This window comes from Microbispora sp. ZYX-F-249 (genome assembly GCF_039649665.1).
GTDB lineage: Bacteria > Actinomycetota > Actinomycetes > Streptosporangiales > Streptosporangiaceae > Microbispora > Microbispora maris.
The window spans coordinates 1-21,372 of the sequence record NZ_JBDJAW010000014.1 but is presented as its reverse complement, the minus strand read 5'-3'; the positions used below and the strand labels follow the sequence as shown (position 1 = coordinate 21,372).

Sequence of the window (21,372 nt, the reverse complement as noted above, 5' to 3'; positions counted from 1 at the left end):
CTCGCGATCCGCGCCCCCGGCTGCCGTCACAGGAGCGATGCACGATGTTCGACCAGGTCTTCGGACTGCCTGCCCATGCTCTGATCGTCCACGCGGCGGTGATCTTCGCACCGCTGCTCGCGGCGTTGTCCATCGCGTACGCCGTGCTGCCCCGCCTGCGGCACAAGCTCGACTGGGCCCTGGTGGCGGCCGCCGTGGTGGCCCTCGGCGCGGTGTTCGCGGCCGAGGAGAGCGGGGAGGCGCTGGAGCACCGGATGTTCCAGGGCCGGCCCTCTCCGGCGATCGGGGTCCACAGCGGGCTCGCCGAGGTCCTCGTCCCGGTGACCGCGCTCCTGACCGTCGTGTCCCTGGTGATGGTGTGGCTCACCCGGGCCCGCCGCGCCCCGCAGGGCGCCGGATCGCGGGCGGGCCTCATGGTCGTGTCGGCCGCCGCCGTGATCCTCGCCGTGGTCGTCGGCTTCTACGCCGTACGGACCGGGCACACGGGCGCGACGGCCGTGTGGGGCGGCTGACGGTAGTGTCGGCGACGTGGAGAGCTTGTTCGATTCGGCCGCGGAGGAGGCGCACCGGGGCCAGGAGCCGCTGGCCGTGCGCATGCGGCCGCGCTCGCTGGAGGAGGTGATCGGCCAGCGGCACCTGCTGGGACCCGGCACGCCGCTGCGCCGTCTCGTGGAGAGCGACGCCCCGATGTCGCTGTTCCTGTGGGGCCCCCCGGGCACCGGGAAGACCACGCTGGCGTACGTCGTGGCGGGCGCCACCAAGCGGAGGTTCGTCGAGATCTCGGCCGTCTCCGCCGGGGTCAAGGACGTGCGCGCCGCCATCGACCAGGCGCGCCGCGAACTCGGCATGTCCGGCAGGCAGACCGTGCTGTTCGTGGACGAGGTCCACCGGTTCAACAAGGCGCAGCAGGACGCGCTGCTGCCCGCCGTGGAGAACCGCTGGGTCACCTTCATCGGCGCGACGACCGAGAACCCGTTCTTCTCCGTCATCTCCCCGCTGCTGTCCCGCTCGCTGCTGCTCACGCTCGAGCCGCTGGCCGAAGACGACGTCCGCGCCGTCCTGGAGCGCGCGGTGGCCGACGAGCGCGGCCTCGGCGGGCGCGTCACGCTGCACCCCGACGCCCTCGACCAGCTCGTACGGCTGGCCGGCGGCGACGCGCGGCGCTCGCTGACCTACCTGGAGGCGGCCGCGATGCTGACCGACGGGGCCATCGAGGGCATGGCCGAGGTCACCGTCGAGGTCGTGGAGAAGGCCGTCGACAAGGCGGCCGTGCGCTACGACCGGCAGGGCGACCAGCACTACGACGTGGTCAGCGCGTTCATCAAGAGCATGCGGGGCTCGGACGCCGACGCGGCGCTGCACTACCTGGCCCGCATGGTGGAGGCGGGGGAGGACCCGCGGTTCATCGCCCGCCGGATCGTGATCTTCGCCAGTGAGGACGTGGGCATGGCCGACCCCACGTGCCTGCAGGTCGCGGTGGCCGCCGCGCAGGCCGTGGAGTTCATCGGCCTGCCCGAGGGCAGGATCAACCTCGCCCAGGCCGTCATCCACTGCGCGCTCGCGCCCAAGTCGAACGCGGTCGTGAAGGCGATCGGCGCGGCCTCCGACGACGTGCGCCGGGGGATGGTGGGGCGCGTCCCCGGCCACCTGCGCGACGCCCACTACGCGGGCGCGAAGAAGCTGGGCCACGGCAAGGGCTACCAGTACCCGCACGACTTCGAGCACGGCCTCGTCCGCCAGGACTACGCGCCGGAGGAGCTGAGGGAGCGCCGCTACTACGAGCCGACCACGCACGGCGCGGAGGCGCGGTTCGCCGAGCGCTGGGCGAAGATCCGCAGCTTCCTGCGCGGAGGCTGATCCCCGCCGGTGCGTGCCGCGGCACGCCCCCGTGTGCGTGGTGCGGAGTACCCCCGTGTGCGTGGTGCGGAGTACCCCCGTGTGCGTGGTGCGGAGTACCCCGTGTGCGTGGTGCGGAGTACCCCGTGTGCGTGGTGCGGAGCGCTCTGTGTGCGTGGTGCGGAGCGCTCTGTGTGTGTGGTGCGGAACGGCGGGCAGGTCGTTCGCGATAAGGTCTTGCCATTCCAGCTCCGTTGATCTAGGGAGATCGGCACATGCTTACCGCGGGAGAGCTGGCGGGCCTCGTGGTCGCCATTTTCTGGGTGATCCTGGTCTGCTTCATGGTCGTCGTGCTGGTCAGGCTGGCCAGACTGCTGACCGAGACCCGCAAGTCGGTGGCCGAGCTGAGCGACCGCATCGCCCCGCTGCTCGACGACATGAGCCAGACGGTCTCCGAGGCCAACCGGCGGCTGGTGGCGGCCGAGGAGATCACGGACAACATGCGGGACGTCAGCGGCAACATGGTGCGGATCACCGGGGTGGCGTCCACGCTGTTCGCCGGTCCGGTGCTCAAGTTCTCCGCCTTCCGCGACGGCTTCCGCCTGGCGCTGGCCCGGCGCGGCGCCCGCAGGGTCCCGGCCCGCAGGGTCGCCCGCGGCGGCCCCCGGACCGGCCCTCACATCGGGGACAGGATCAGCGAGCGGCACGCCGCCGAGCGTGCCGCCGAGCGGCGGGCGATCGGGAGGGGACGCGGATGATCCGGCGGCTCTTCTACATGTCCCTGGGCGCGTTTCTCACGGTCTGGACGATGCGTAAGCTGCAGTCATTGCGGCCCGACCACGTGGCCAGGCGCACCGCCGATCGCGCGGTGACCCTCGCCGACCAGGTCAGGGACTTCGCCGGCGAGGTGCGCCGCCTGTCGGCGAGCAGGGAAACCGAGTTGCGTGCCGAGTTCGGACTCGACACGGTTGATGGAACCACCACAGGCAAGAACAGAATCTACGACGTAAAGGACGGCCGCTGAAATGGAGTCGGCAGAGATCGCGCGCCGCTTCCTGCGCTTCTTCGAGGAGCGCGGGCACACAGTCGTGCCCTCGGCCAGCCTGGTCGCCGAGGACCCGACACTGCTTCTGGTGAACGCGGGGATGGTCCCGTTCAAGCCCTACTTCCTGGCGCAGCAGACGCCGCCGTACCGGCGGGCGACCAGCGCGCAGAAGGTCATGCGGACCCTCGACATCGACGAGGTCGGCAAGACCACCCGGCACGCCAGCTTCTTCCAGATGCTCGGCAACTTCTCCTTCGGCGACTACTTCAAGGAGCAGGCGATCCCGTTCGCCTGGGAGCTGCTGACGCGGCCCGAGTCCGAAGGCGGCTTCGGCTTCCCGGAGGACCGCCTGTGGGCGACCGTCTACCTGGACGACGACGAGGCCCAGGACATCTGGCACCGCAAGGTGGGGCTGCCGCTCGACCGCATCCAGCGCCGTGATCTGGCCGACAACTACTGGCACATGGGCGTCCCCGGGCCGGGCGGCCCCTGCTCGGAGATCTACTACGACCGCGGCCCGGAGTACGGCCGCGACGGCGGGCCGGTCGCCGACGAGAACCGCTTCCTCGAGGTGTGGAACCTCGTGTTCATGCAGTTCCAGCTCAGCAAGGTCCGCAGCAAGATCGACTTCGACGTGGCGGGCGAGCTGCCGGCCAAGAACATCGACACCGGCATGGGCCTGGAGCGCATGGCGGCCATCCTGCAGGGCGTCGACAACATCTACGAGATCGACACGACGTACAAGATCCTCGACACGGCGGCCGAGCTGACCCGGTCGCGCTACGGGCGTGACAAGCGCGCGGACGTGTCGCTGCGGGTGATCGCCGACCACATGCGGGCGGGCGTCATGCTCGTCGGCGACGGCGTGCTCCCGTCCAACGAGGGCCGCGGCTACGTGCTGCGCCGCATGCTGCGCCGCGCGATCCGCAACCTCCGTCTGCTCGGCGCGGGCGAGGAGCGGCACATGCACGCGCTCACCGCCGTGACCATCGACGTGATGGGCCAGCAGTACCCCGAGCTCAGGGCCGACGCCGCCAACATCCACACGGTCATCGACGCCGAGGAGGCGTCGTTCATCGGCACGCTCCGCACCGGAACGGCGATCTTCGACGTCGCGGTGGAGGAGAGCAAGCGCAAGGGCGCCTCGACGCTCAGCGGCGACCAGGCGTTCCAGCTCCACGACACCTACGGCTTCCCGATCGACCTCACCCTGGAGATGGCGGCCGAGCAGGGCCTCCAGGTGGACGAGGAGGGCTTCCGCCGGCTCATGAAGGAGCAGCGGGACCGCGCCAAGGCCGACGCCGCGGCGAAGAAGACCGGCAACGCCGACATCTCGGTGTTCACCGGCATCCTGGAGAAGGCCGGGAAGGTCGACTTCCTCGGATACGACCACACCACCGCCGAGGGGTCCGTCATCGGCCTGCTCGTCGACGGCGCGTCCGTCCCGGCGGCCGGCGCGGGGACCACGCTGGAGGTCGTGCTCGACCGCACCCCGTTCTACGCAGAGGGCGGTGGTCAGCTCTCCGACCAGGGCGTGATCCGCACCGGCGGCGCGGAGATCGACATCGTGGACGTCCAGTCGCCGGTGCCCGGCCTGGTCGTGCACCGCGGCAAGGTGCGCGTCGGCGAGGTGCGCGTCGGCGACCAGGCGCAGGCCGACATCGACCTGGAGCGGCGCCGCGCGATCTCCCGCAGCCACACCGCGACGCACCTGGTGCACCGCGGGTTCCGCAACGCGCTCGGCGAGTCGGCGGCCCAGGCGGGCTCGGAGAACTCCCCGGGGCGCTTCCGCTTCGACTTCACCGCGGCCGGGGCCGTCTCCCCGTCGATGCTGCGCGACGTCGAGGACGAGGTGAACGCCGTCCTGATCAACGACCTCAAGGTCAACGCCTTCTACACCAGCCAGGCGCAGGCCCGCGCGATGGGCGCGCTCGCGCTGTTCGGTGAGAAGTACGGCGACGAGGTGCGGGTGGTCGAGGTCGGCGACTACTCCCGGGAGCTGTGCGGCGGCACGCACGTGGCCAGCTCCGGCCAGCTCGGCCTGGTGAAGGTGCTGGGCGAGTCGTCCATCGGCGCGGGCGTGCGCCGCGTGGAGGCGCTCGTCGGTCTCGACGCGTTCCGGTTCCTGGCCCGCGAGAGCGTGCTGGTCGCCCAGCTCAGCGAGCAGCTGAAGACTCGCCGCGAGGAGCTGCCCGAGCGGATCGAGGGCATCGTCACCCGGCTGCGGACGGCGGAGAAGGAGCTGGAGAAGCTGCGCTCGGCCCAGGTGCTCGCGGTGGCCGGCGAGCTCGCCGCGCAGGCCCGCGAGATCCAGGGCGTCTCCGTGGTGACGCACCGCGCGCCTGATGGCACCACCCCGGACGACCTGCGTAAACTCGCCCTCGATGTGCGCGGCAGGTTCCCTGGCGACCGCGCCGCGGTCGTCGTCGTCTCCGGCGTCCCCTCCGACCGGCCGGTCGTCGTCGCCGCGGTCAACGAGGCGGGACGCGAGCGCGGCCTGAAGGCGGGCCGGCTCGTCGGCGTCGCCGCCAAGGCACTCGGGGGTGGCGGTGGCGGCAAGGACGACGTGGCCCAGGGCGGCGGCACGCGGCCCGAGGCGATCGGCGACGCGCTTCGCGCGGTCGAGGAGGCCATCTCCTCCGCGGTGGCGTGAGCGGCCGATGAGGCACGGCGTCAGGATCGGGGTCGACGTCGGCTCCGTCCGCATCGGCGTGGCCCGCAGCGACCCTTCGGGTCTGCTGGCCACGCCGGTGGAGACCGTACGGCGCGGCCGGGGCGACCTGGCGAGGATCGCCGAGATCGCCGCCGAGCACGAGGCGATCGAGATCGTGGTCGGCCTGCCCACGTCGTTGTCGGGCAGGGAGAGCCACGCCGCCGAGGCGGCACGGGCCTTCGCCACGCGGCTGGCCGACCGGATGGCTCCGGTCCCGATCCGGCTGGTGGACGAACGGCTCACCACGGTCAGCGCCCAGCAGGGCCTGCGTTCCAGCGGCGTGAAGGCCCGCAACCAGCGCGACGTGATCGACCAGGCGGCGGCCGTCGTGCTGCTGCAGGCCGCGCTCGACGGTGAGCGGGCCACCGGCAATCCCCCCGGCAGACCCCTCGAACCACCGCGGCCCGGCACCGGGCTTGGTGAGGAAGCGAGCGGCGGGACCGCACGGTGAGGCGGACCCCGGCCGTCGTGGCCGGGGCGCTCGCCCTGGTCGCGGCGGCGGTGGCGTACGGCGTGCACGAGGTCGTCGGGCAGCCCGACAAGGCCCCCGACTACTCCGGCGGCGGGTCGGGGACGGTCACGGTCGAGATCACGCCGGGCACGAGCGCCGGAGAGATAGGCAAGACGCTGGAGAGCGCCGGCGTGGTGGCCAGCGCCCAGTCGTTCATCGAGCAGGTGATCACGCGCTCCAAGGAGAGCAGCCTGCGGCCGGGCCGCTACGTCCTGCGGCGCCGCATGGCCGCCGCCGACGCCCTCGACCTGCTGCTCGCGCCCGCCAGCAAGGTCGTGCGCAAGGTCACCGTGCCCGAGGGGCTGCGCACGAGAGAGGTGCTCCGCACCCTCGCGGACGGGACCGGCATCCCGCTGAAGGACTTCACCGAGGCCGCCGCCGACCCCGGGCGGCTGCGCCTGCCCGCGTACGCCGAGGGGACGGCCGAGGGCTTCCTGTTCCCCGCCACGTACGAGATCGAGCCGGGCATGACCGCCGTCGACATGCTCAGGAAGATGGTGGCCCGGTTCCGCGTCGCCGCGCGGAAGGTGAGGCTGGAGGAGCTGGCGCCGCGCGTGCGGCTCACGCCCAAGCAGGCGGTGACGGTGGCGAGCATCATCCAGGCCGAGGGCGGCGTCCCCGCCGACTACCCCAAGATCGCCAGAGTGGTGTACAACCGTCTCGCGCGCGGAGCGAAGCTGGAGATGGACAGCACGGTCAACTACGCGCTGGACCGCCACACGCTCAAGGTCAGCAACGAGGACACGCGGGTCGACTCGCCGTACAACACCTACGCGCGGCCGGGGCTGCCGCCGGGACCCATCGGCAACCCGGGAGAGAGCGCGCTCGTCGCCGCGCTCCATCCCGCCGAGGGCACGTGGTACTGGTTCGTGACCACTGATCCTCGTCGTAAAATCACCAAATTCACTGACAAAGAGGCGGAGTTCAGGAAATATCGGGAGGAGCTGAACAGGTATCTCGGGACGAACTGATCGCCTCCCGGGGCATCCGCGCGGCGCCGGCCCGCGGGGGTTCCGGAGCGCGCCCGGTGCGTCCGCACCGGCCCCGCCGCCCCCGGGCGGGGCTCCATATATCGGGAACGCCCCCCGCGGAACCCCCTGTCCCGAACCCCCTCGGTTTGGCACACTCGCTTGACGGGAGGCCTCTCGTACCGAGAGATTGGCCAGCGCACTATGAATGATCTGGACATGGACTTCCTGCTCGGCGCCGAGGACGACGACGGTTCTCCCCGGCGCCGGCCCTCTGGCAGCCGTACCCAGCAGCGGCGCAGCCGCAGACGCCGCAAGAAGCAGCGGCGCAAGGGCAGGGTCGCGACGCTGTTCGCCGTTGTGATCATCGTCGGCGTTCTCGGCGGCCTCGGCTACTTCGGATTCACCTGGGCGCGCGGCGTGATGATCCCCAAGGACTACACCGGGGAGGGGCGCGGGGAGGTCGTCGTCGAGATCGAGGAGGGCGCGAGCGCCACCGACGTCGCCCAGATGCTGGAGGACGAGGGCGTCGTGGCCAGCGCGCGGGCGTTCGTCAACGCCATCGGCGCCGCCGGGAAGAGCTCCTCGCTCCAGCCGGGCCAGTACGAGATGCGCAAGGGCATGTCCGCCGAGTCCGCGCTCGCCCTGCTCGACCCCAAGAACCGGATGCTCAACCGGCTGACGATCCGCGAGGGGCTGCGGCTGAGCAAGATCTACGAGGAGCTGTCCACCGCCACGGGCAAGCCGGTCGAGGAGTTCAAGAAGGCCGCGCGCGCCGACATCGGGCTCCCCGCGTACGCCAAGGGCCGTCTGGAGGGCTACGCGTTCCCGGCCACGTACGAGATCAGCAGCAAGCTCACCCCGCAGCAGATCCTCACCAAGATGGTCGACCGGTTCAACCAGACCGCGGACCGGGTGGACCTGGAGGGGCAGGCGAAGCAGCTGGGCTTCACCGCCAGGCAGATCATCATCATCGCCAGCATCGTGCAGGCGGAGTCCGGCAGCGCCGAGGACATGCCGAAGGTCGCCCGGGTCATCTACAACCGGCTGAGCTCCAACCCCCAGATGAAGCTGGGCATGGACAGCACGGTCATGTACGGCCTGAACAAGTACGGCATCGCGGCCTCGCACGCCGACCTGGAGAGCACCTCGCGGTACAACACCTACAAGTACTTCGGCCTGCCGCCCGGCCCGATCGCCAACCCCGGCGACCACGCGATCGAGGCCGCCCTGCACCCGGCGGACGGCAACTGGCTGTACTTCGTGACGGTCGACCCCAAGCGGGGCATCACCAAGTTCACCGACAAGGAGTCGGAGTTCTGGAAGCTGCGCGACGAGTTCAACCGGAACAACAAATGACCGAACCCGGCCGGGGGAACGGCCGCCGGGCCGCGGTCCTCGGTTCCCCGATCGCCCACTCGCTGTCCCCGGTCCTGCACCGGGCGGCGTACGCGGAGATGGGCCTGGACGACTGGCGCTACGACGCGATCGAGTGCGCCGAGGACGGGCTCGCCGGCCTGATGGCCGGCCTGGGCCCCGAGTGGGCCGGGCTGTCGCTCACGATGCCGCTCAAGCGCGCCGTGCTCCCGCTGCTGGACACCGTCTCCGACCTCGCGCTGGCCGTCGGGGGAGCCAACACGGTGGTCTTCGGCGAGGACGGCGCGCGGCACGGTGAGAACACCGACGTCCACGGCATCGTGCGGGCGCTCGCGGAGGCGGGTGTGCCCGCACCGGCCTCCGCGGTGGTCCTCGGCGGCGGCGCCACGGCGGCCTCGGCCGTCGCCGCCCTGCGGGAGACGGGGCTCGCTGAGGTCACGCTCGTCGTGCGCGACCCGGCCCGCGCGGGGGAGACCCTCCGGGTCGCCGAGCGCCTCGGCACGACGGTGACCGTGCGGTCCTTCGACGACTTCGACGCCGCGGCCGATCTGATCGTCTCCACGCTGCCGTCCGGCGCGGCCGACGCGCTGGCCGAGCGGGTCGCGGCGCGCCTGCCCGAGAAGGCGGCGGTCTTCGACGTCGTCTACGCGCCCTGGCCGACCGCGCTGGCCGCGGCCGTACGCGCGCGCGGGCGCGCCGTGGTCGGGGGCTTCCCCATGCTGCTGCACCAGGCGGTGCGGCAGGTCGAGCTGATGACCGGGCGCGCGGACGTGCCGGTGGAGGCGATGCGCGCCGCCGGCGAGGCCGAGATCGCACGCCGGGCGGCCTCCTGAGCTGCGTCGCGCCCGGGCAGGAATACGTCGAGAGACATTCGGGTTTGTGGTAGCGTAGGAACTCGATCGGTCCGGCATGAGCTGGACGCGCAAGCGGAGGTCCTCCTCCCACCTGCTCCGCCGAAAGGCGGACGGGTTCAGGATCACACCGGAGTTTTCGGCAGGAGAGCTCAGTGACCCCGCATGCGTGACGTGCGGGGTTTTTGTTTGCCCCGCGCGGTCGAGACAAGCGGAAGTCTTTTGGAGGTCCCATCAGCACCGAGCCCCGCATCAACGACCGTATTCGTGTGCCCGAGGTGCGCCTCGTCGGCCCGAACGGCGAACAGGTCGGCATCGTCTCCATCGGCGACGCGCTGAAGCTGGCCCAGGAGAGCGATCTCGACCTGGTGGAGGTCGCGGCCACGGCCCGCCCGCCCGTCTGCAAGCTCATGGACTACGGCAAGTTCAAGTACGAGTCGGCCATGAAGGCGCGTGAGGCCCGCCGTAACCAGGCGCACACGATCATCAAGGAGATCAAGCTCCGGCCGAAGATCGACCCGCACGACTACGAGACCAAGAAGGGTCACGTCGTGCGCTTCCTGAAGGCGGGAGACAAGGTCAAGGTCACGATCATGTTCCGGGGCCGCGAGCAGTCCCGGCCCGAGCTGGGCTTCCGGCTCCTGCAGCGCCTCGCCGAGGACGTCACCGACCTGGGGTTCGTCGAGTCGCAGCCGAAGCAGGACGGTCGCAACATGATCATGGTGATCGGGCCGCACAAGAAGAAGGCCGAGGCGAAGGCCGAGAAGGCCGCCGCCAAGGCCCGCGGCACCGACCAGCCGGAGGCGGAGCCCGCCGAAGAGCAGGCCGCGCAGCCGCAGTGACACCCGCCTGAACCACCGGGCGGGGCGCCGCAGACGTACACGGAAACCGAGACCGGGGCGGTCTCGCGGAGTAAGGCAGGCCGCCGGCCCGGGTCACCGGCCCGGGCCGTCGGCACGGACGAAAGAGGAGAGACGGCTGAGATGCCGAAGATGAAGACGCACAGCGGTGCGAAGAAGCGGTTCCGGCTCACCGGATCCGGCAAGGTTGTCCGCCGCCGCGCCAACCGGCAGCACCTGTTCGAGCACAAGCCGTCCACTCGCACGCGCCGTCTCGAGGGCGTCGTCGTCATGTCCGACGCCGACACCAAGAAGATCAAGAAGCTGCTCGCGAAGTAACGACCCGGGGAGATAGAACAACATGGCACGCGTGAAGCGGGCGCTCAACGCCAAGAAGAAGCGCCGGGTCGTCCTCGAGCGGGCGAGCGGTTACCGGGGGCAGCGGTCGCGCCTCTACCGCAAGGCCAAGGAGCAGATGCTCCACTCGATGACCTATGCGTACCGGGACCGCAAGGACAAGAAGGGCACGTTCCGCCGGCTGTGGATCCAGCGGATCAACGCCGCGGCCCGGGCCAACGGCATCACCTACAACCGGTTCATCCAGGGCCTGCGCCTGGCCGGCATCGAGGTGGACCGCAAGATCCTCGCGGACCTCGCGGTGAACGACGCCCAGACCTTCGCCACGCTGGTCGAGTCCGCCAAGAAGGCGCTCCCGTCCGACGTGAACGCGCCGGTCGCCTGACACCTGCTTCGACGAGGGCCCGCCGCCTGCGGCGGGCCCTCGTCCACGTCGAGGGGGGAATGAGCGGGCATGGCGGAGCTCACCAACATCAAGTCGCCGCGCGTCAAGGCGGCCCGCAGGCTGACCAAGCGCGCGTTCCGGGATCGTGACCGGGCGTTCCTGGCGGAGGGGCCGCAGGCCGTCCGCGAGGCTCTCGCGATCAAGGACGTCACGATCGAGCTGTTCACGACGGTCGAGGCGGAGACGCGGCACGCGGACATCGTGGCCGACGCCCTGGCGGCGGGCGTCCCCGTCCACCGCGCGAGCGGCGAGGTCATGTCGGAGCTGACCCAGACCGTCACCCCGCAGGGCCTGCTGGCCGTGTGCCGCTTCGTGCACGTCCCGCTGTCCGAGGCGGTGCCGCGCGGGGCGCGGCTGGTGGCGATCCTCGCCCACGTGCGCGATCCCGGCAACGCCGGCACGGTCCTGCGTACGGCCGACGCGGCGGGCGCCGACTCGGTGGTGTTCACCGACGCGTCGGTGGATCCGTACAACGGCAAGTGCGTGCGGGCCAGCGCGGGAAGCCTGTTCCATCTGCCGGTCGTGACCGGCACTTCCGTCGCGGACGCCGTACGGCACGCCAAAGAGGCGGGGCTGCGCGTGCTCGCGGCCGACGGCGCGGGCACCCGGACGCTCGACGAGGTCGCCCTCGACGCGCCCACCGCCTGGCTGTTCGGCAACGAGGCGTGGGGACTGCCGCCCGAGCTCCTCGCGCTGGCCGACGAGGTCGTCCGCGTCCCCATTTACGGACGGGCGGAAAGCCTCAATCTCGCCACCGCCGCGGCGGTCTGCCTGTACGCCTCCGCACGCGTTCAGCGGCAGACCTTACATTCCGTGGAAGATCCCACTACCCCCGCCTCCTGAGGCTGCTGCCGAGCCCGGGAAACCCGCTATTGTCGGCGAAGGAGTCGCGCAGAACCCGGCGGCGCGCGCAGTTCCGGAGCTCGAGGAGGCGGTCTCGTGCGAGGTGACGACACCCCCGGCGGCGCCCTTGAGGGGGACCCCGGAGGGCGGGCGCACATCGACGCCGACGACCTTCCCGACGGCCTCGTCGCCACCGACGCCGACGGCGTGATCCTCGTGGTCAACCGGGCCGCCGAGTGGCTCACCGGCGTGACCCGCGAGGCGGCCGTGGGCAGGCTCATCGGCGACGTGCTGCCGCTGCGCGACCAGGACGGCCGTGACTGGTGGAAGTGGCTCGACCCGCAGGGCGGGCTGTCCACGCGCAGCCGCCAGCCGGAACGGCCGCTGCACCTGCCCGGCCGCCAGGAGATGCTCGTCGCCGCGCGCTTCGTCCGCACCCCGCGCCGCGGCGGGCGGGTCGCACGCGTGGTCATCACGCTGCGCGACGCCTCGGCGCGCGCCCGGATCGAGCGCAGCCGGGCCGATCTCGTCTCGACCGTGGCCCACGAGCTGCGCTCGCCGCTGACCAGCGTCAAGGGGTTCACCGCGACGCTGCTCGCCAAGTGGGACCGCTTCACCGACGCCCAGAAGCGCGTGATGCTGGAGACCGTCAACGCGGACGCCGACCGGGTGACGCGGCTGATCACCGAGCTGCTCGACGTCTCGCGCATCGAGTCGGGCAGGGTGGAGATCCACCGCCAGATCGTGGACGTGCCGACCCGGGCCCGCAGGATCATCGCGGGCCGGGTGGCGGCGGGGGAGCCGGAGGACCGCTTCCGGCTGGAGGTTCTCGGCGAGCTGCCCGAGATGTGGCTCGACCAGGACAAGATTGACCAGGTTCTCGCGAACCTGGTGGAAAACGCGGTGCGCCACGGACGCGGTACGGTGACCATAGTGGTGGAGCCGGTCGAATGGGGAGTGGCGGTGTCGGTGCGGGACCAGGGTGAGGGCGTGGCGCCCGAGCTGGTCGGCCGTGTCTTCCGCCAGTTCTGGCGGGGCAACGGCCGTCGCCGCGGGGGGACCGGCCTCGGCCTGTTCATCGTCAAGGGCCTCATCGAGGCCCACGGCGGCACGATCAGCGTGCAGCGCGCGCCCGGCGGCGGCGCGGAGTTCCGATTTACGTTGCCCACCGGCACCCCTGACTTCGCCTGAGCCTTTTCCACAGGCTCCCCACGCGGAGGACGGCCCGGTGGGCTGATCGGACTAGACTCGTTGCCGCTGAGCGCAGGGCGCTCGCAGGCCCCTGGATACGGAGCTCTCTCTTGTCGAACACCTATGACCCGGTCGAGGTGACGCCGCTGCACGCCGACGAGGTCGCGCGGGCTCAGGCCGACGCCCTCGCCGCCATCGCCGCGGCGCACGACCTCGACGATCTGAAGCAGGCCAGGCTCGCGCACGTGGGCGACCGCTCGCCGATCGCGCTGGCCAACCGTGAGATCGGCGCACTGCCGCCCGCCGCCCGCGCCGAGGCGGGCAAGCGGATCGGCGCCGCGCGCAAGGCCATCGGCGAAGCCCTCGCCGCCCGCCAGGCCGAGCTGGAGGCCGAGCGGGACGCGCGGGTCCTCATCGAGGAGACCGTCGACGTCACGCTGCCCTGGGACCGCGCGCCGCGCGGCGCCCGGCACCCGCTGACCACCCTCCAGGAGCGCATCGCCGACGCCTTCGTCGCGATGGGCTACGAGGTGGCCGAGGGGCCCGAGCTCGAAGGCGAGTGGTTCAACTTCGACGCGCTGAACATCGCCACCGACCACCCGGCGAGGTCCGACCACGACACGTTCTTCGTGGAGAGCGTCGAGTCGGGGAAGGTGCTGCGCACGCAGACGTCGCCGGTGCAGATCAGGGCACTGCTGTCGCGCCCGCTGCCCGTGTACGTCGTGTCGCCGGGCAAGACCTTCCGCACCGACGAGCTCGACGCCACGCACACACCGGTCTTCCACCAGGTCGAGGGCCTGGCGGTGGACAAGGGGCTGACGATGGCGCACCTGAAGGGCACGCTCGACCGGTTCGCCGAGGTGATGTTCGGCGCGGGGATCACCACCCGCTTCCGGCCGCACTACTTCCCGTTCACCGAGCCGTCCGCCGAGCTCGACCTGCGCTGCTTCGTCTGCCGGGGCTCGTCGGCGGTGCCGGGCAACCCGCCCTGCCGCACCTGTAAGTCGGAGGGCTGGATCGAGTGGGGCGGCTGCGGCATGGTCAACCCGCGCGTGCTGATCGCCTGCGGCGTCGACCCCGCCGTCTACTCGGGATTCGCCTTCGGCATGGGCGTGGAGCGGACGCTGATGTTCCGCCACAACGCCGAGGACATGCGTGACATGGTCGAGGGCGACATCCGGTTCACCCTGCCGTTCGGGATGGAGGTCTGATGAAGGTCCCGCTTTCATGGCTGCGGGAGTACGTCGATCTCCCCGCGGTCACCGCCCAGGAGGTGGCCGACCGGCTCACCGCCGCCGGCCTCAAGCTGGAGGCCATCCACTCGCACGGCCACGAGATCAAGAACGTCGTGGTCGGCCGGGTCCTCGAGATCGAGGAGCTGACCGGATTCAAGAAGCCGATCCGGCACTGCAAGGTCGAGGTGGGGGAGGCGGCGCCGCGCGAGATCGTGTGCGGCGCGACGAACTTCTCCGAGGGCGCCGTGGTGCCGGTCGCGCTGCCCGGCGCGGTGCTCCCCGGCGGCTTCGAGATCGGCTCCCGCAAGACCTACGGGCGCCTGTCCGACGGCATGATCTGCTCGGAGGCCGAGCTCGGCATCGCCGAGTCCTCCCCGGGCATCCTGCTGCTGCCGCAGGACACCCCGATCGGCGCGGACGTGGTCGAGCTGCTCGGCCTGCGTGACGACGTGCTCGAACTCGAGGTCGCCACCGACCGCGGATACGCCCTGTCGATCCGCGGCGTCGCGCGTGAGGCGGCCATCGCGTTCGGCGTGCCGTTCCGCGACCCCGCCGCGGTCGAGGCACCGGCGGACGGCGGCGAGTCCTGGCCGGCGGCGATCGCCGACCCGACCGCCTGCGACCGGTTCGTGCTGCGCTCGGTCACCGGGTTCGACCCGGCCGCCGAGTCCCCGCTGTGGATGCGGGTGCGGCTGGCCCGCGCCGGCATGCGCTCGGTCTCGCTGGCCGTCGACGTCACCAACTACGTGATGCTGGAGCTCGGCCAGCCCCTGCACGCCTTCGACCGGTCGCGCCTGTCCGGCCCGATCGTCGTACGGCGGGCCCGGCCGGGCGAGAAGCTCGAGACGCTCGACCACGTGGTGCGCACGCTCCACGAGGAGGACATCCTCATCACCGACGACTCGGGCCCGATCTCCATGGCGGGCACGATGGGCGGCCTGCACACGGAGATCTCCGACACCTCGACCGACATCGTCATCGAGGCGGCGCACTTCTCCGCCACCGGCATCGCCCGCGAGTCGCGGCGGCACAACCTGGTCAGCGAGGCGTCCAAGCGGTTCGAGCGCGGCGTCGACCGGGAGCTGCCGCTGGCCGCGTCGTGGCGGGCCGTCCGGCTCCTGGCCGAGCTGGGCGGGGCCGTCGCCGACCCGGGAGTGACCCACGCCCAGGCGGAGGTGTCCCCGGTTCGGATCACCATTCCGGTCGACCACCCCAGCCGCGTGGCGGGCGTGGCGTACGAGCGGGAGACCGTGATCCGCAGGCTGGAGCAGATCGGCTGCACGGTGACCGAGGGGGCCGCGCCCGCGGCCGCCACCGGGACCGGCGTCGCGGCCACCGGCGTGCTCGCCTCCGGCGACCTCGCCGGCCGGCTGGCCGTCCACGGCGACGACCTGATCACCGTCACGCCGCCGACGTGGCGCCCCGACCTGACCGACCCGAACGACCTCGCGGAGGAGGTCGTCCGGCTGGAGGGGTACGACCGCATCCCGTCGGTCCTGCCGCCCGCTCCCGCCGGCGGCGGGCTGACGGAGGAGCAGCGGCTGCGCCGCCGGGTGGGCCGGGCCCTGGCCCACGCGGGATACGTGGAGGTGCTCGCCTACCCGTTCATGGGGCCGCGCGACCTCGACAACCTGCTGCTGCCGGAGCAGGACCCCCGCAGGCGGGCGACCCGGCTGGTCAACCCGCTCAGCGAGGACGAGCCGTACATGCGGACGACGCTGCTGCCCGGGCTGCTGAAGACCCTGGTGCGCAACGTGGGCCGCGGCTTCGCCGACGCGGCGCTGTTCGAGTCCGGGCTGGTCTACCGGCCGGAGCCGGACGCCCCCGCCACGGCACCGGTCCTCGCGGTCGACCGCAGGCCCACCGAGGAGGAGCTCGCGGCGATCGAGACGGCGCTGCCGAGACAACCGCTCAGGGTGGCCGTGGTGCTCGCGGGAGAGTTCGAGCGCTCCGGCTGGTGGGGCCAGGGGCGGCAGGCGTCCTGGGCGGACGCAGTCGAGGCGGCCCGCACGGTCGCGCGGGCGGCGGGCGTGGAGCTCGGCGTCCGGGCCGACCGGCACGAGCCGTGGCACCCGGGGCGCTGCGCCGCGCTGACCGTGACCGACGTGGAGACCGGTGAGCAGGTTCTGGCCGGTCACGCCGGCGAGCTGCACCCCCGGGTCGTCGAGGCCTACGGGCTGCCGCCGCGCACCTGCGCGATGGAGCTGGAGCTGTCGCTGCTGGTCCCCGCCGGGCCGGTGGAGACGCCCGCGGTCTCGGCCTACCCGGTGGCGACGCAGGACGTCGCACTGACCGTCTCCACATCGGTCCCGGTCGCCGAGGTCGAGGCGGCCCTCCGGGAAGGCGCGGGCGAGCTGCTCGAGTCGATCAGGCTGTTCGACGTCTACACGGGCCCGCAGGTGGGCGAGGGGAACAAGTCCCTGGCCTACACGCTGCGGTTCCGGGCCTCCGACCGCACGCTCACGGCCGAGGAGACGACGGCGGCGAGGGACGCCGCCGTCGCCGTCGCCGCCCAGCGCACCGGAGCGCAGCTCCGCGGCGCCTGAGCACGATCCACCGGCGGGTGCCGGCGGCGGTGCGAACGCGCACCGGCCGGCACCCGCCGCCATGTCGCCCCCCGGCGCCATGGGCAGTCGGGGGAGCGAGCGATTTCCGGAGGAGCGGTGCGTCACCTGCTGGTGTTCCCCGAGCGGGACAGCGCGGAGGAGTCCGCCGAGGCCGTGGCCGAGCTGTTCCCGGCGCTGGGCGTGCCCACCGTCGTCCGTGAGCTGCTCGCCGGCGAGGACGACGCCGAGGACGCCCAGTGGGTGGTCGTGGTGGACGACCCGGACGGCGCCCTCGGCCCGGCCGGCCTCGCCCGGCTCGACGCCCTTGCCGAGGAGGGCGAGGGCTGGCGCGAGCCGGGCTGACCGTCCTATCTGCCGTACACCTCGAAGGAGTACAGCGAGTAGCCGTAGCCGGTGCCCCGCTTGACCCCCTGCATCCGCACGTGGCGCGCGGCGCCCGGCGCGAACGTGACGGTGTCCACGCCGCCGTCGCCCGTGGTCGTCTGCGCGACGGTGGTCCACGTCGTGCCGTCCGCCGAGGTCTGGATCCGGTACGACGAGGCGTACGCCGCCTCCCAGCGCAGGATCACCCGGCTCACGGTCTTCGCCGAGCCGAGATCGACCTGGATGTACTGGTTGTCGCTCCACGCGCTGGCCCACCGGCTGCCGGGGTCTCCGTCGACGGCCTTGGCCGGGCTGTAGGAACCCTGCGTGCTCGACGCGCTCGCCGTACGGCCCAGGGCGAGGTCGGTCACGTCGTCGCCGCGGTGCGCGGGGAACGAGACCACCTGCTGGTAGGTCGGCCGGTTCTGCCACGAGATCAGCGAGTGCTTGACCCCGCCGAGCGGGGACTGCCGGACGGCGTCGGCGCACCACTGGTCGCCCGCCGAGCAGGAGTCGTCACCCGGGTAGGTCGTCGCCGCCGGTTCGGCCAGCGCGGCCGCCAGGCTGTCCAACAGGACCGTACGGCAGGCCGCCACGGTGGCCCCGCAGTACGTCGCCGGCAGGGGAGCGGCCACCGGGTCGCCGAGCACGGCCCGGATGTCCTTGTCCACGTAGCCCCACCAGCCGTACTGGAACGACGAGCCCTTGTGGGCCTGTGCCTCGTTGGCCGAGCCGGGCAGCGAGGAGACGTCGCCCTGCTGGTGCCCGGAGGGCGACTCGTTGATCTGCAGCGCGTTGACCAGCGCCTGGTAGAGCCCGTCGCCCAGTCCGGGCCGGAACTGCGCCCGGACCAGCTTCGGCCACCACGCGTCGAAGATCCGGATGGCGTCGGCGTGCGCGTACGTCTTGCTGCCCTTCGAGGTCTCCTGCCGCTTGGCGCCGGCGGCGGCCCAGGCGGACAGCTTGGCGACGGCCGAGGCCAGAGCGGGATCGGAGATGGCGGCGCTGTTCACGACGCGCAGCAGCTTGGGCAGCACCTTCCATCCGCGCAGATCGGTCGTCGCGGCCGACGCCATGATCTTCACGACTCCGGCGCGGTCGAGGGTGCCCGAGGACAGGGCCGCTCTCACCGGCGCGTCGAGCAGGTCGCCCCGGTGGACCGCGCCGAAGCTGAAGTTGCCGTCCGACGCGCCGAAGTCCTTGGCCTGCTTGTTGTTCCAGCTCACGAAGTAGTCCTGGTTGACCGCCTGCGGATGCGCCGAGGGCGGGAGGTAGGACGCCGTGTTGGCCGCCGGGTCGAAGCCGCCCCACTCGTGCGCGGAGTCGCCGGCCATGGGCAGGTTCGGGTCGGACACCACCGACCGTACGGGGACGTTGCCGGACATGAAGTACGCCGCGTCGGCGGAGTTCACGTAGAACCAGTTGAACGCGAAGCCGATGGTGGAGGCCGAGTTGCGGAACGCGTCCGCCGACCCCATCTCGGCCGGGTCGTTGAACATCTGGAACCCGATCGCGGAGTCCGCCTCGTGCTGGTAGGTCGAGCGCAGCGTGGTGAACGCCGTCGGCACGCCGCCGACCGTGCCCCGCCAGGTCACCAGGCCATACTTGGTGCGCTTGACGACCAGGTCGTACGACCCGGCGGCGGTGGAGTCGGCCGTGTTGGGCTTCCAGGAGTTGGTCTTCTTCAGCGTCTCCATCGCGGTGCAGGCGCCGTGGTAGAGGTAGTGGTCCGACGAGACCGTGGGCGCGCCGCCGTTCGGGTCGCACAACGTCACCGCGTACGTGTCGGTGATGTCCTCGGCGGCTGAGGTGGCGCTCCAGGCGTAGTCGGTCCCGCGTCCGAGCAGCACGTAGAGGTTGAGCCCGGCGAACGCCGCGCCGCGTGCCCGGACGCCGGGGCCGGACAGCTCCTCCAGCATGAGCAGTTGCGGCGCGAAGTAGCCGGTCTGCGGGCCGAACACGGCGATCGGGTGACCGCCGGTCGCCTTTGCGGCCGAGACCACGATGGCGTTGGACATGCCCGGTTTGGAATTGTCGACCGTGAGCCCGGTGAGCGCGCTGACGGCCTGCGTGGTCGCGGAGGTGGCGGTGCCGGTCTCGTTGGCCGTGATGTCGACCGGCGCGGTCGTGCCGGCGTCGGGCAGCACCACTCCGGTCGCGCCGGACGGCGCCGCCCCGAAGGGGAAGCTCTGCCCGTCGTGCAGGGTCAGCACGGTCTCCGGGTCGTTCTGGGCGCGGAAGGCCGCCCACACCCTGTCCCCCTCGGCGGCGCCGTACTTCGCCCGCGCGGCCACGCGGACGAGGGCCGACTGCATCTCCGCGCCGCCGCCACCGCCGAACAGGCCGCCGATCACGCCGGAGATCGCGATCAGATCGGTCATCCGGAAGTCCTCCGGGCCACCCTTGTTCGTGATCGCGTCGAGATGGCCGGTCAGCACGTACTCGCCCGGGCAGTCGCGGTCGGCCATGCAGCGGTCGATGTACGCGTTGATCCCGGCGACGTAGTTCTGCACGTCCGCGTACAGCTGGGCGCCCCTGGGCCCGGCGGTCCGCAACCGGTCGATCTGCGCCTGGAGATCGGCCTCCGTGTAGGGGGAGTTGCGCCAGACGCTCTGCTCCAGCTCCCTGTTGCCGGCCGCGCCGCCGGCGAACGGCGTCAGCTCGCCCCTGCCGACGTGGCGCATGAGGTCCATCAGCCACAGGCGGTCCTGCGCGCCGGCGTATCCGGCGCCGAACATGGTGCCCTCCCGGGTGGTGCCGGTGATGTGCGGGACGCCGGTCGCCTTGTCGCGGACGATGGTGACGTCCGAGCGCGGGCGCTCTGTGCCGTCGACCTGGTTCGCCGGCACGCCGAAGCCGCTGTCGTTGAAGAACGCGGAGATCTGCTCGTCGGTGAGCCCGGTGTAGCCGGAGATGAGGTCGGCGTACCTGCCGAGCTGGTCCTTGCTGTGGGCGGGGTAGGTGCCGAGGGCCTGGTTGCCCAGGATGTCGACGAGGGTGGCGTTGCCGTTCTGGCCGGGCGGGAGGATGTCCGCGCACTGGCCCAGGCAGTAGTCGTCGGGCGGGTAATAGGGGGCGGCGGCGGCGGCCGGTGCCGCGGGCAGGCCGACGGCGACCAGGGCCAGCGCGGCGGCAGCGATGATCGCCCGTCGAAGGCGCGCGTGCATGGGGGATCTTCCCTTCGCGATGTCGGGGGGTGAAGGGACCGTGGCAGTGCTGGTCACGCGCGTGAATGTGAGCCAAGCTCAACTCCGGACGATACCCGCGGGTAACGGGAGGGGCAATGGTCACTTCGTGAACATCGTGCGCCCGTCTGATGCCCCCCGCCTCGTGGCCTGGCCGGGCTCGGGTAAGGAGATGAACTTCGGGCATTCGTCCTCCACGTTGGAGGAATTGAACGAGCTGAAGCCGGGCCAGATCGCCGGCGGATATCCGGGGGGACTCTCAGGAAGGGTCAGGTCGTGGATTACGCGAGAAGCATCTGCGGCTGACGCTGACGCCTGTGCCCTCCGGCCGTGCGACGACTTGGCCGCCGGGGGCTGACGGCTCGCGGGCGAAGCCCAAGGAGCGTCGATCTCCGTGAGGTCGATGTCCGCCTCGAACGGCACCGACGGCTTGAGCCGGCCGTGGTCGATCCGCGCCGAGGCCATGAAGGAGACCTGGACAGCGGGAAGGTGCGGCGCTCCCGGAGAGCGCCGCACCGTTCCTGGCGGTCAGCCCACGCGGCAGGAGACCGACGGCCAGGTCCATACGCCAATGGGGTGGCCGGATCGTGGCCCGCGGAGCGCCGAAGGTGATTCCGCGGGCCACGGGTGCGGGCTATCGGTTCCAGGTCCACTTCTGGTTGGTGCCGCCGTGGCAGGAGTAGAGCTGGAGCTGGGTGCCGTTGCCGGTGCCGGCGCCGACGGCGTCGAGGCACAGCCCGGACTGGACGCCCTGGATGCTGCCGTCGGAGTTGACGCGCCACTTCTGGTTGTCGCCGCCCCAGCAGCTGTAGATCTGGACCTTGGCGCCGTTGCCGGAGCCCGCCGCGTCCAGGCACTTGTTGCCGTACACCCGGATCTCACCGGCGGAGGTGGACGCCCAGGTCTGGTTGGTCTGGCCGTTGCAGTCCCACAGCTGCACCTGAGCGCCGTCCGAGGTGCTCGCGTTCGCCACGTCCAGGCATCGTCCGGAGGCGACACCCCTGATCTGCCCACTGCCGCCACCGGAAGTGGGAGTCGCGCTCGGA

Annotated in this window: 19 protein-coding genes; 17 read left to right on the top strand and 2 right to left on the bottom strand. The window is 71.7% G+C overall.

The annotated features are described in order from the left end of the window. Positions 1 to 44: 44 nt before the first annotated feature. From AAH991_RS18210 to AAH991_RS18130, 17 genes are all read left to right on the top strand, one after another. Positions 45 to 512: a hypothetical protein gene (locus AAH991_RS18210; protein WP_346227039.1), complete on the top strand. Its 468-nt coding sequence runs from the start codon at positions 45 to 47 to the stop codon at positions 510 to 512. A gap of 16 nt (positions 513 to 528) precedes the next feature. Next, positions 529 to 1,857: a replication-associated recombination protein A gene (locus tag AAH991_RS18205; protein ID WP_346227038.1), complete on the top strand. Its 1,329-nt coding sequence runs from the start codon at positions 529 to 531 to the stop codon at positions 1,855 to 1,857. Positions 1,858 to 2,111: 254 nt separating this feature from the next. Then, positions 2,112 to 2,594: a DUF948 domain-containing protein gene (locus AAH991_RS18200; RefSeq protein WP_346227037.1), complete on the top strand. Its 483-nt coding sequence runs from the start codon at positions 2,112 to 2,114 to the stop codon at positions 2,592 to 2,594. Continuing rightward, complete coding sequence (locus AAH991_RS18195; RefSeq protein ID WP_346227036.1) at positions 2,591 to 2,860, top strand: hypothetical protein; 270 nt, start codon at positions 2,591 to 2,593, stop codon at positions 2,858 to 2,860. Before AAH991_RS18200 ends, AAH991_RS18195 begins: the two co-directional genes overlap by 4 nt. 1 nt (position 2,861) lies before the next feature. After that, the gene (gene alaS / locus AAH991_RS18190; protein WP_346227035.1) at positions 2,862 to 5,534 is read left to right on the top strand and encodes an alanine--tRNA ligase; all 2,673 of its coding nucleotides are present in this window, start codon (positions 2,862 to 2,864) and stop codon (positions 5,532 to 5,534) included. A 7-nt stretch (positions 5,535 to 5,541) separates the two neighbouring features. Further along, complete coding sequence (gene ruvX / locus AAH991_RS18185) at positions 5,542 to 6,045, top strand: Holliday junction resolvase RuvX (protein ID WP_346227034.1); 504 nt, start codon at positions 5,542 to 5,544, stop codon at positions 6,043 to 6,045. Further along, entirely contained in the window at positions 6,042 to 7,076 is a 1,035-nt protein-coding gene (gene mltG, locus AAH991_RS18180; protein ID WP_346227033.1) for an endolytic transglycosylase MltG, read from the top strand. Before ruvX ends, mltG (AAH991_RS18180) begins: the two co-directional genes overlap by 4 nt. Positions 7,077 to 7,277: 201 nt before the next feature. Further along, positions 7,278 to 8,432 carry an endolytic transglycosylase MltG gene (gene mltG / locus AAH991_RS18175; protein ID WP_346227032.1) on the top strand — a complete coding sequence of 385 codons (1,155 nt, stop codon included), beginning with the start codon at positions 7,278 to 7,280 and terminating at the stop codon, positions 8,430 to 8,432. Further along, positions 8,429 to 9,283 (top strand): shikimate dehydrogenase, encoded by an 855-nt coding sequence (locus AAH991_RS18170; RefSeq protein WP_346227031.1) that lies wholly within the window; start codon positions 8,429 to 8,431, stop codon positions 9,281 to 9,283. The genes mltG (AAH991_RS18175) and AAH991_RS18170 overlap by 4 nt, the downstream gene beginning before the upstream one ends. A gap of 203 nt (positions 9,284 to 9,486) precedes the next feature. Further along, positions 9,487 to 10,143: a translation initiation factor IF-3 gene (gene infC, locus AAH991_RS18165; RefSeq protein ID WP_428833998.1), complete on the top strand. Its 657-nt coding sequence runs from the start codon at positions 9,487 to 9,489 to the stop codon at positions 10,141 to 10,143. Between the two features lie 141 nt (positions 10,144 to 10,284). After that, the gene (gene rpmI, locus AAH991_RS18160) at positions 10,285 to 10,479 is read left to right on the top strand and encodes a 50S ribosomal protein L35 (protein ID WP_030504936.1); all 195 of its coding nucleotides are present in this window, start codon (positions 10,285 to 10,287) and stop codon (positions 10,477 to 10,479) included. A gap of 22 nt (positions 10,480 to 10,501) precedes the next feature. Then, positions 10,502 to 10,882, top strand: coding sequence for a 50S ribosomal protein L20 (gene rplT, locus AAH991_RS18155; RefSeq protein WP_169983106.1), 381 nt, complete (start codon positions 10,502 to 10,504; stop codon positions 10,880 to 10,882). A 69-nt stretch (positions 10,883 to 10,951) separates the two neighbouring features. Then, entirely contained in the window at positions 10,952 to 11,785 is an 834-nt protein-coding gene (locus AAH991_RS18150) for a TrmH family RNA methyltransferase (protein ID WP_346227030.1), read from the top strand. A 96-nt stretch (positions 11,786 to 11,881) separates the two neighbouring features. Beyond that, positions 11,882 to 12,976, top strand: a complete 1,095-nt coding sequence (locus AAH991_RS18145; RefSeq protein WP_346227029.1) for a sensor histidine kinase — start codon at positions 11,882 to 11,884, stop codon at positions 12,974 to 12,976. Positions 12,977 to 13,086: 110 nt separating this feature from the next. Next, complete coding sequence (pheS, locus tag AAH991_RS18140; protein WP_346227028.1) at positions 13,087 to 14,187, top strand: phenylalanine--tRNA ligase subunit alpha; 1,101 nt, start codon at positions 13,087 to 13,089, stop codon at positions 14,185 to 14,187. Continuing rightward, a complete protein-coding gene (locus AAH991_RS18135) occupies positions 14,187 to 16,757 on the top strand; it encodes a phenylalanine--tRNA ligase subunit beta (protein ID WP_346227027.1) in 2,571 nt (856 codons plus the stop codon). Before pheS ends, AAH991_RS18135 begins: the two co-directional genes overlap by 1 nt. Before the next feature lie 117 nt (positions 16,758 to 16,874). Further along, entirely contained in the window at positions 16,875 to 17,120 is a 246-nt protein-coding gene (locus AAH991_RS18130) for a hypothetical protein (RefSeq protein ID WP_169983101.1), read from the top strand. A 5-nt stretch (positions 17,121 to 17,125) separates the two neighbouring features. Here the strand turns inward: AAH991_RS18130 and AAH991_RS18125 are convergent, their stop codons facing one another. Together AAH991_RS18125 and AAH991_RS18120 are read right to left on the bottom strand one after the other, a co-directional pair. Further along, a complete protein-coding gene (locus AAH991_RS18125; RefSeq protein WP_346227026.1) occupies positions 17,126 to 20,308 on the bottom strand; it encodes a penicillin acylase family protein in 3,183 nt (1,060 codons plus the stop codon). 652 nt (positions 20,309 to 20,960) lie between these two features. Next, positions 20,961 to 21,372, bottom strand: a 412-nt coding sequence (locus tag AAH991_RS18120) for an RICIN domain-containing protein (RefSeq protein WP_346227025.1), incomplete at its 5' end; no start/stop codon positions are given.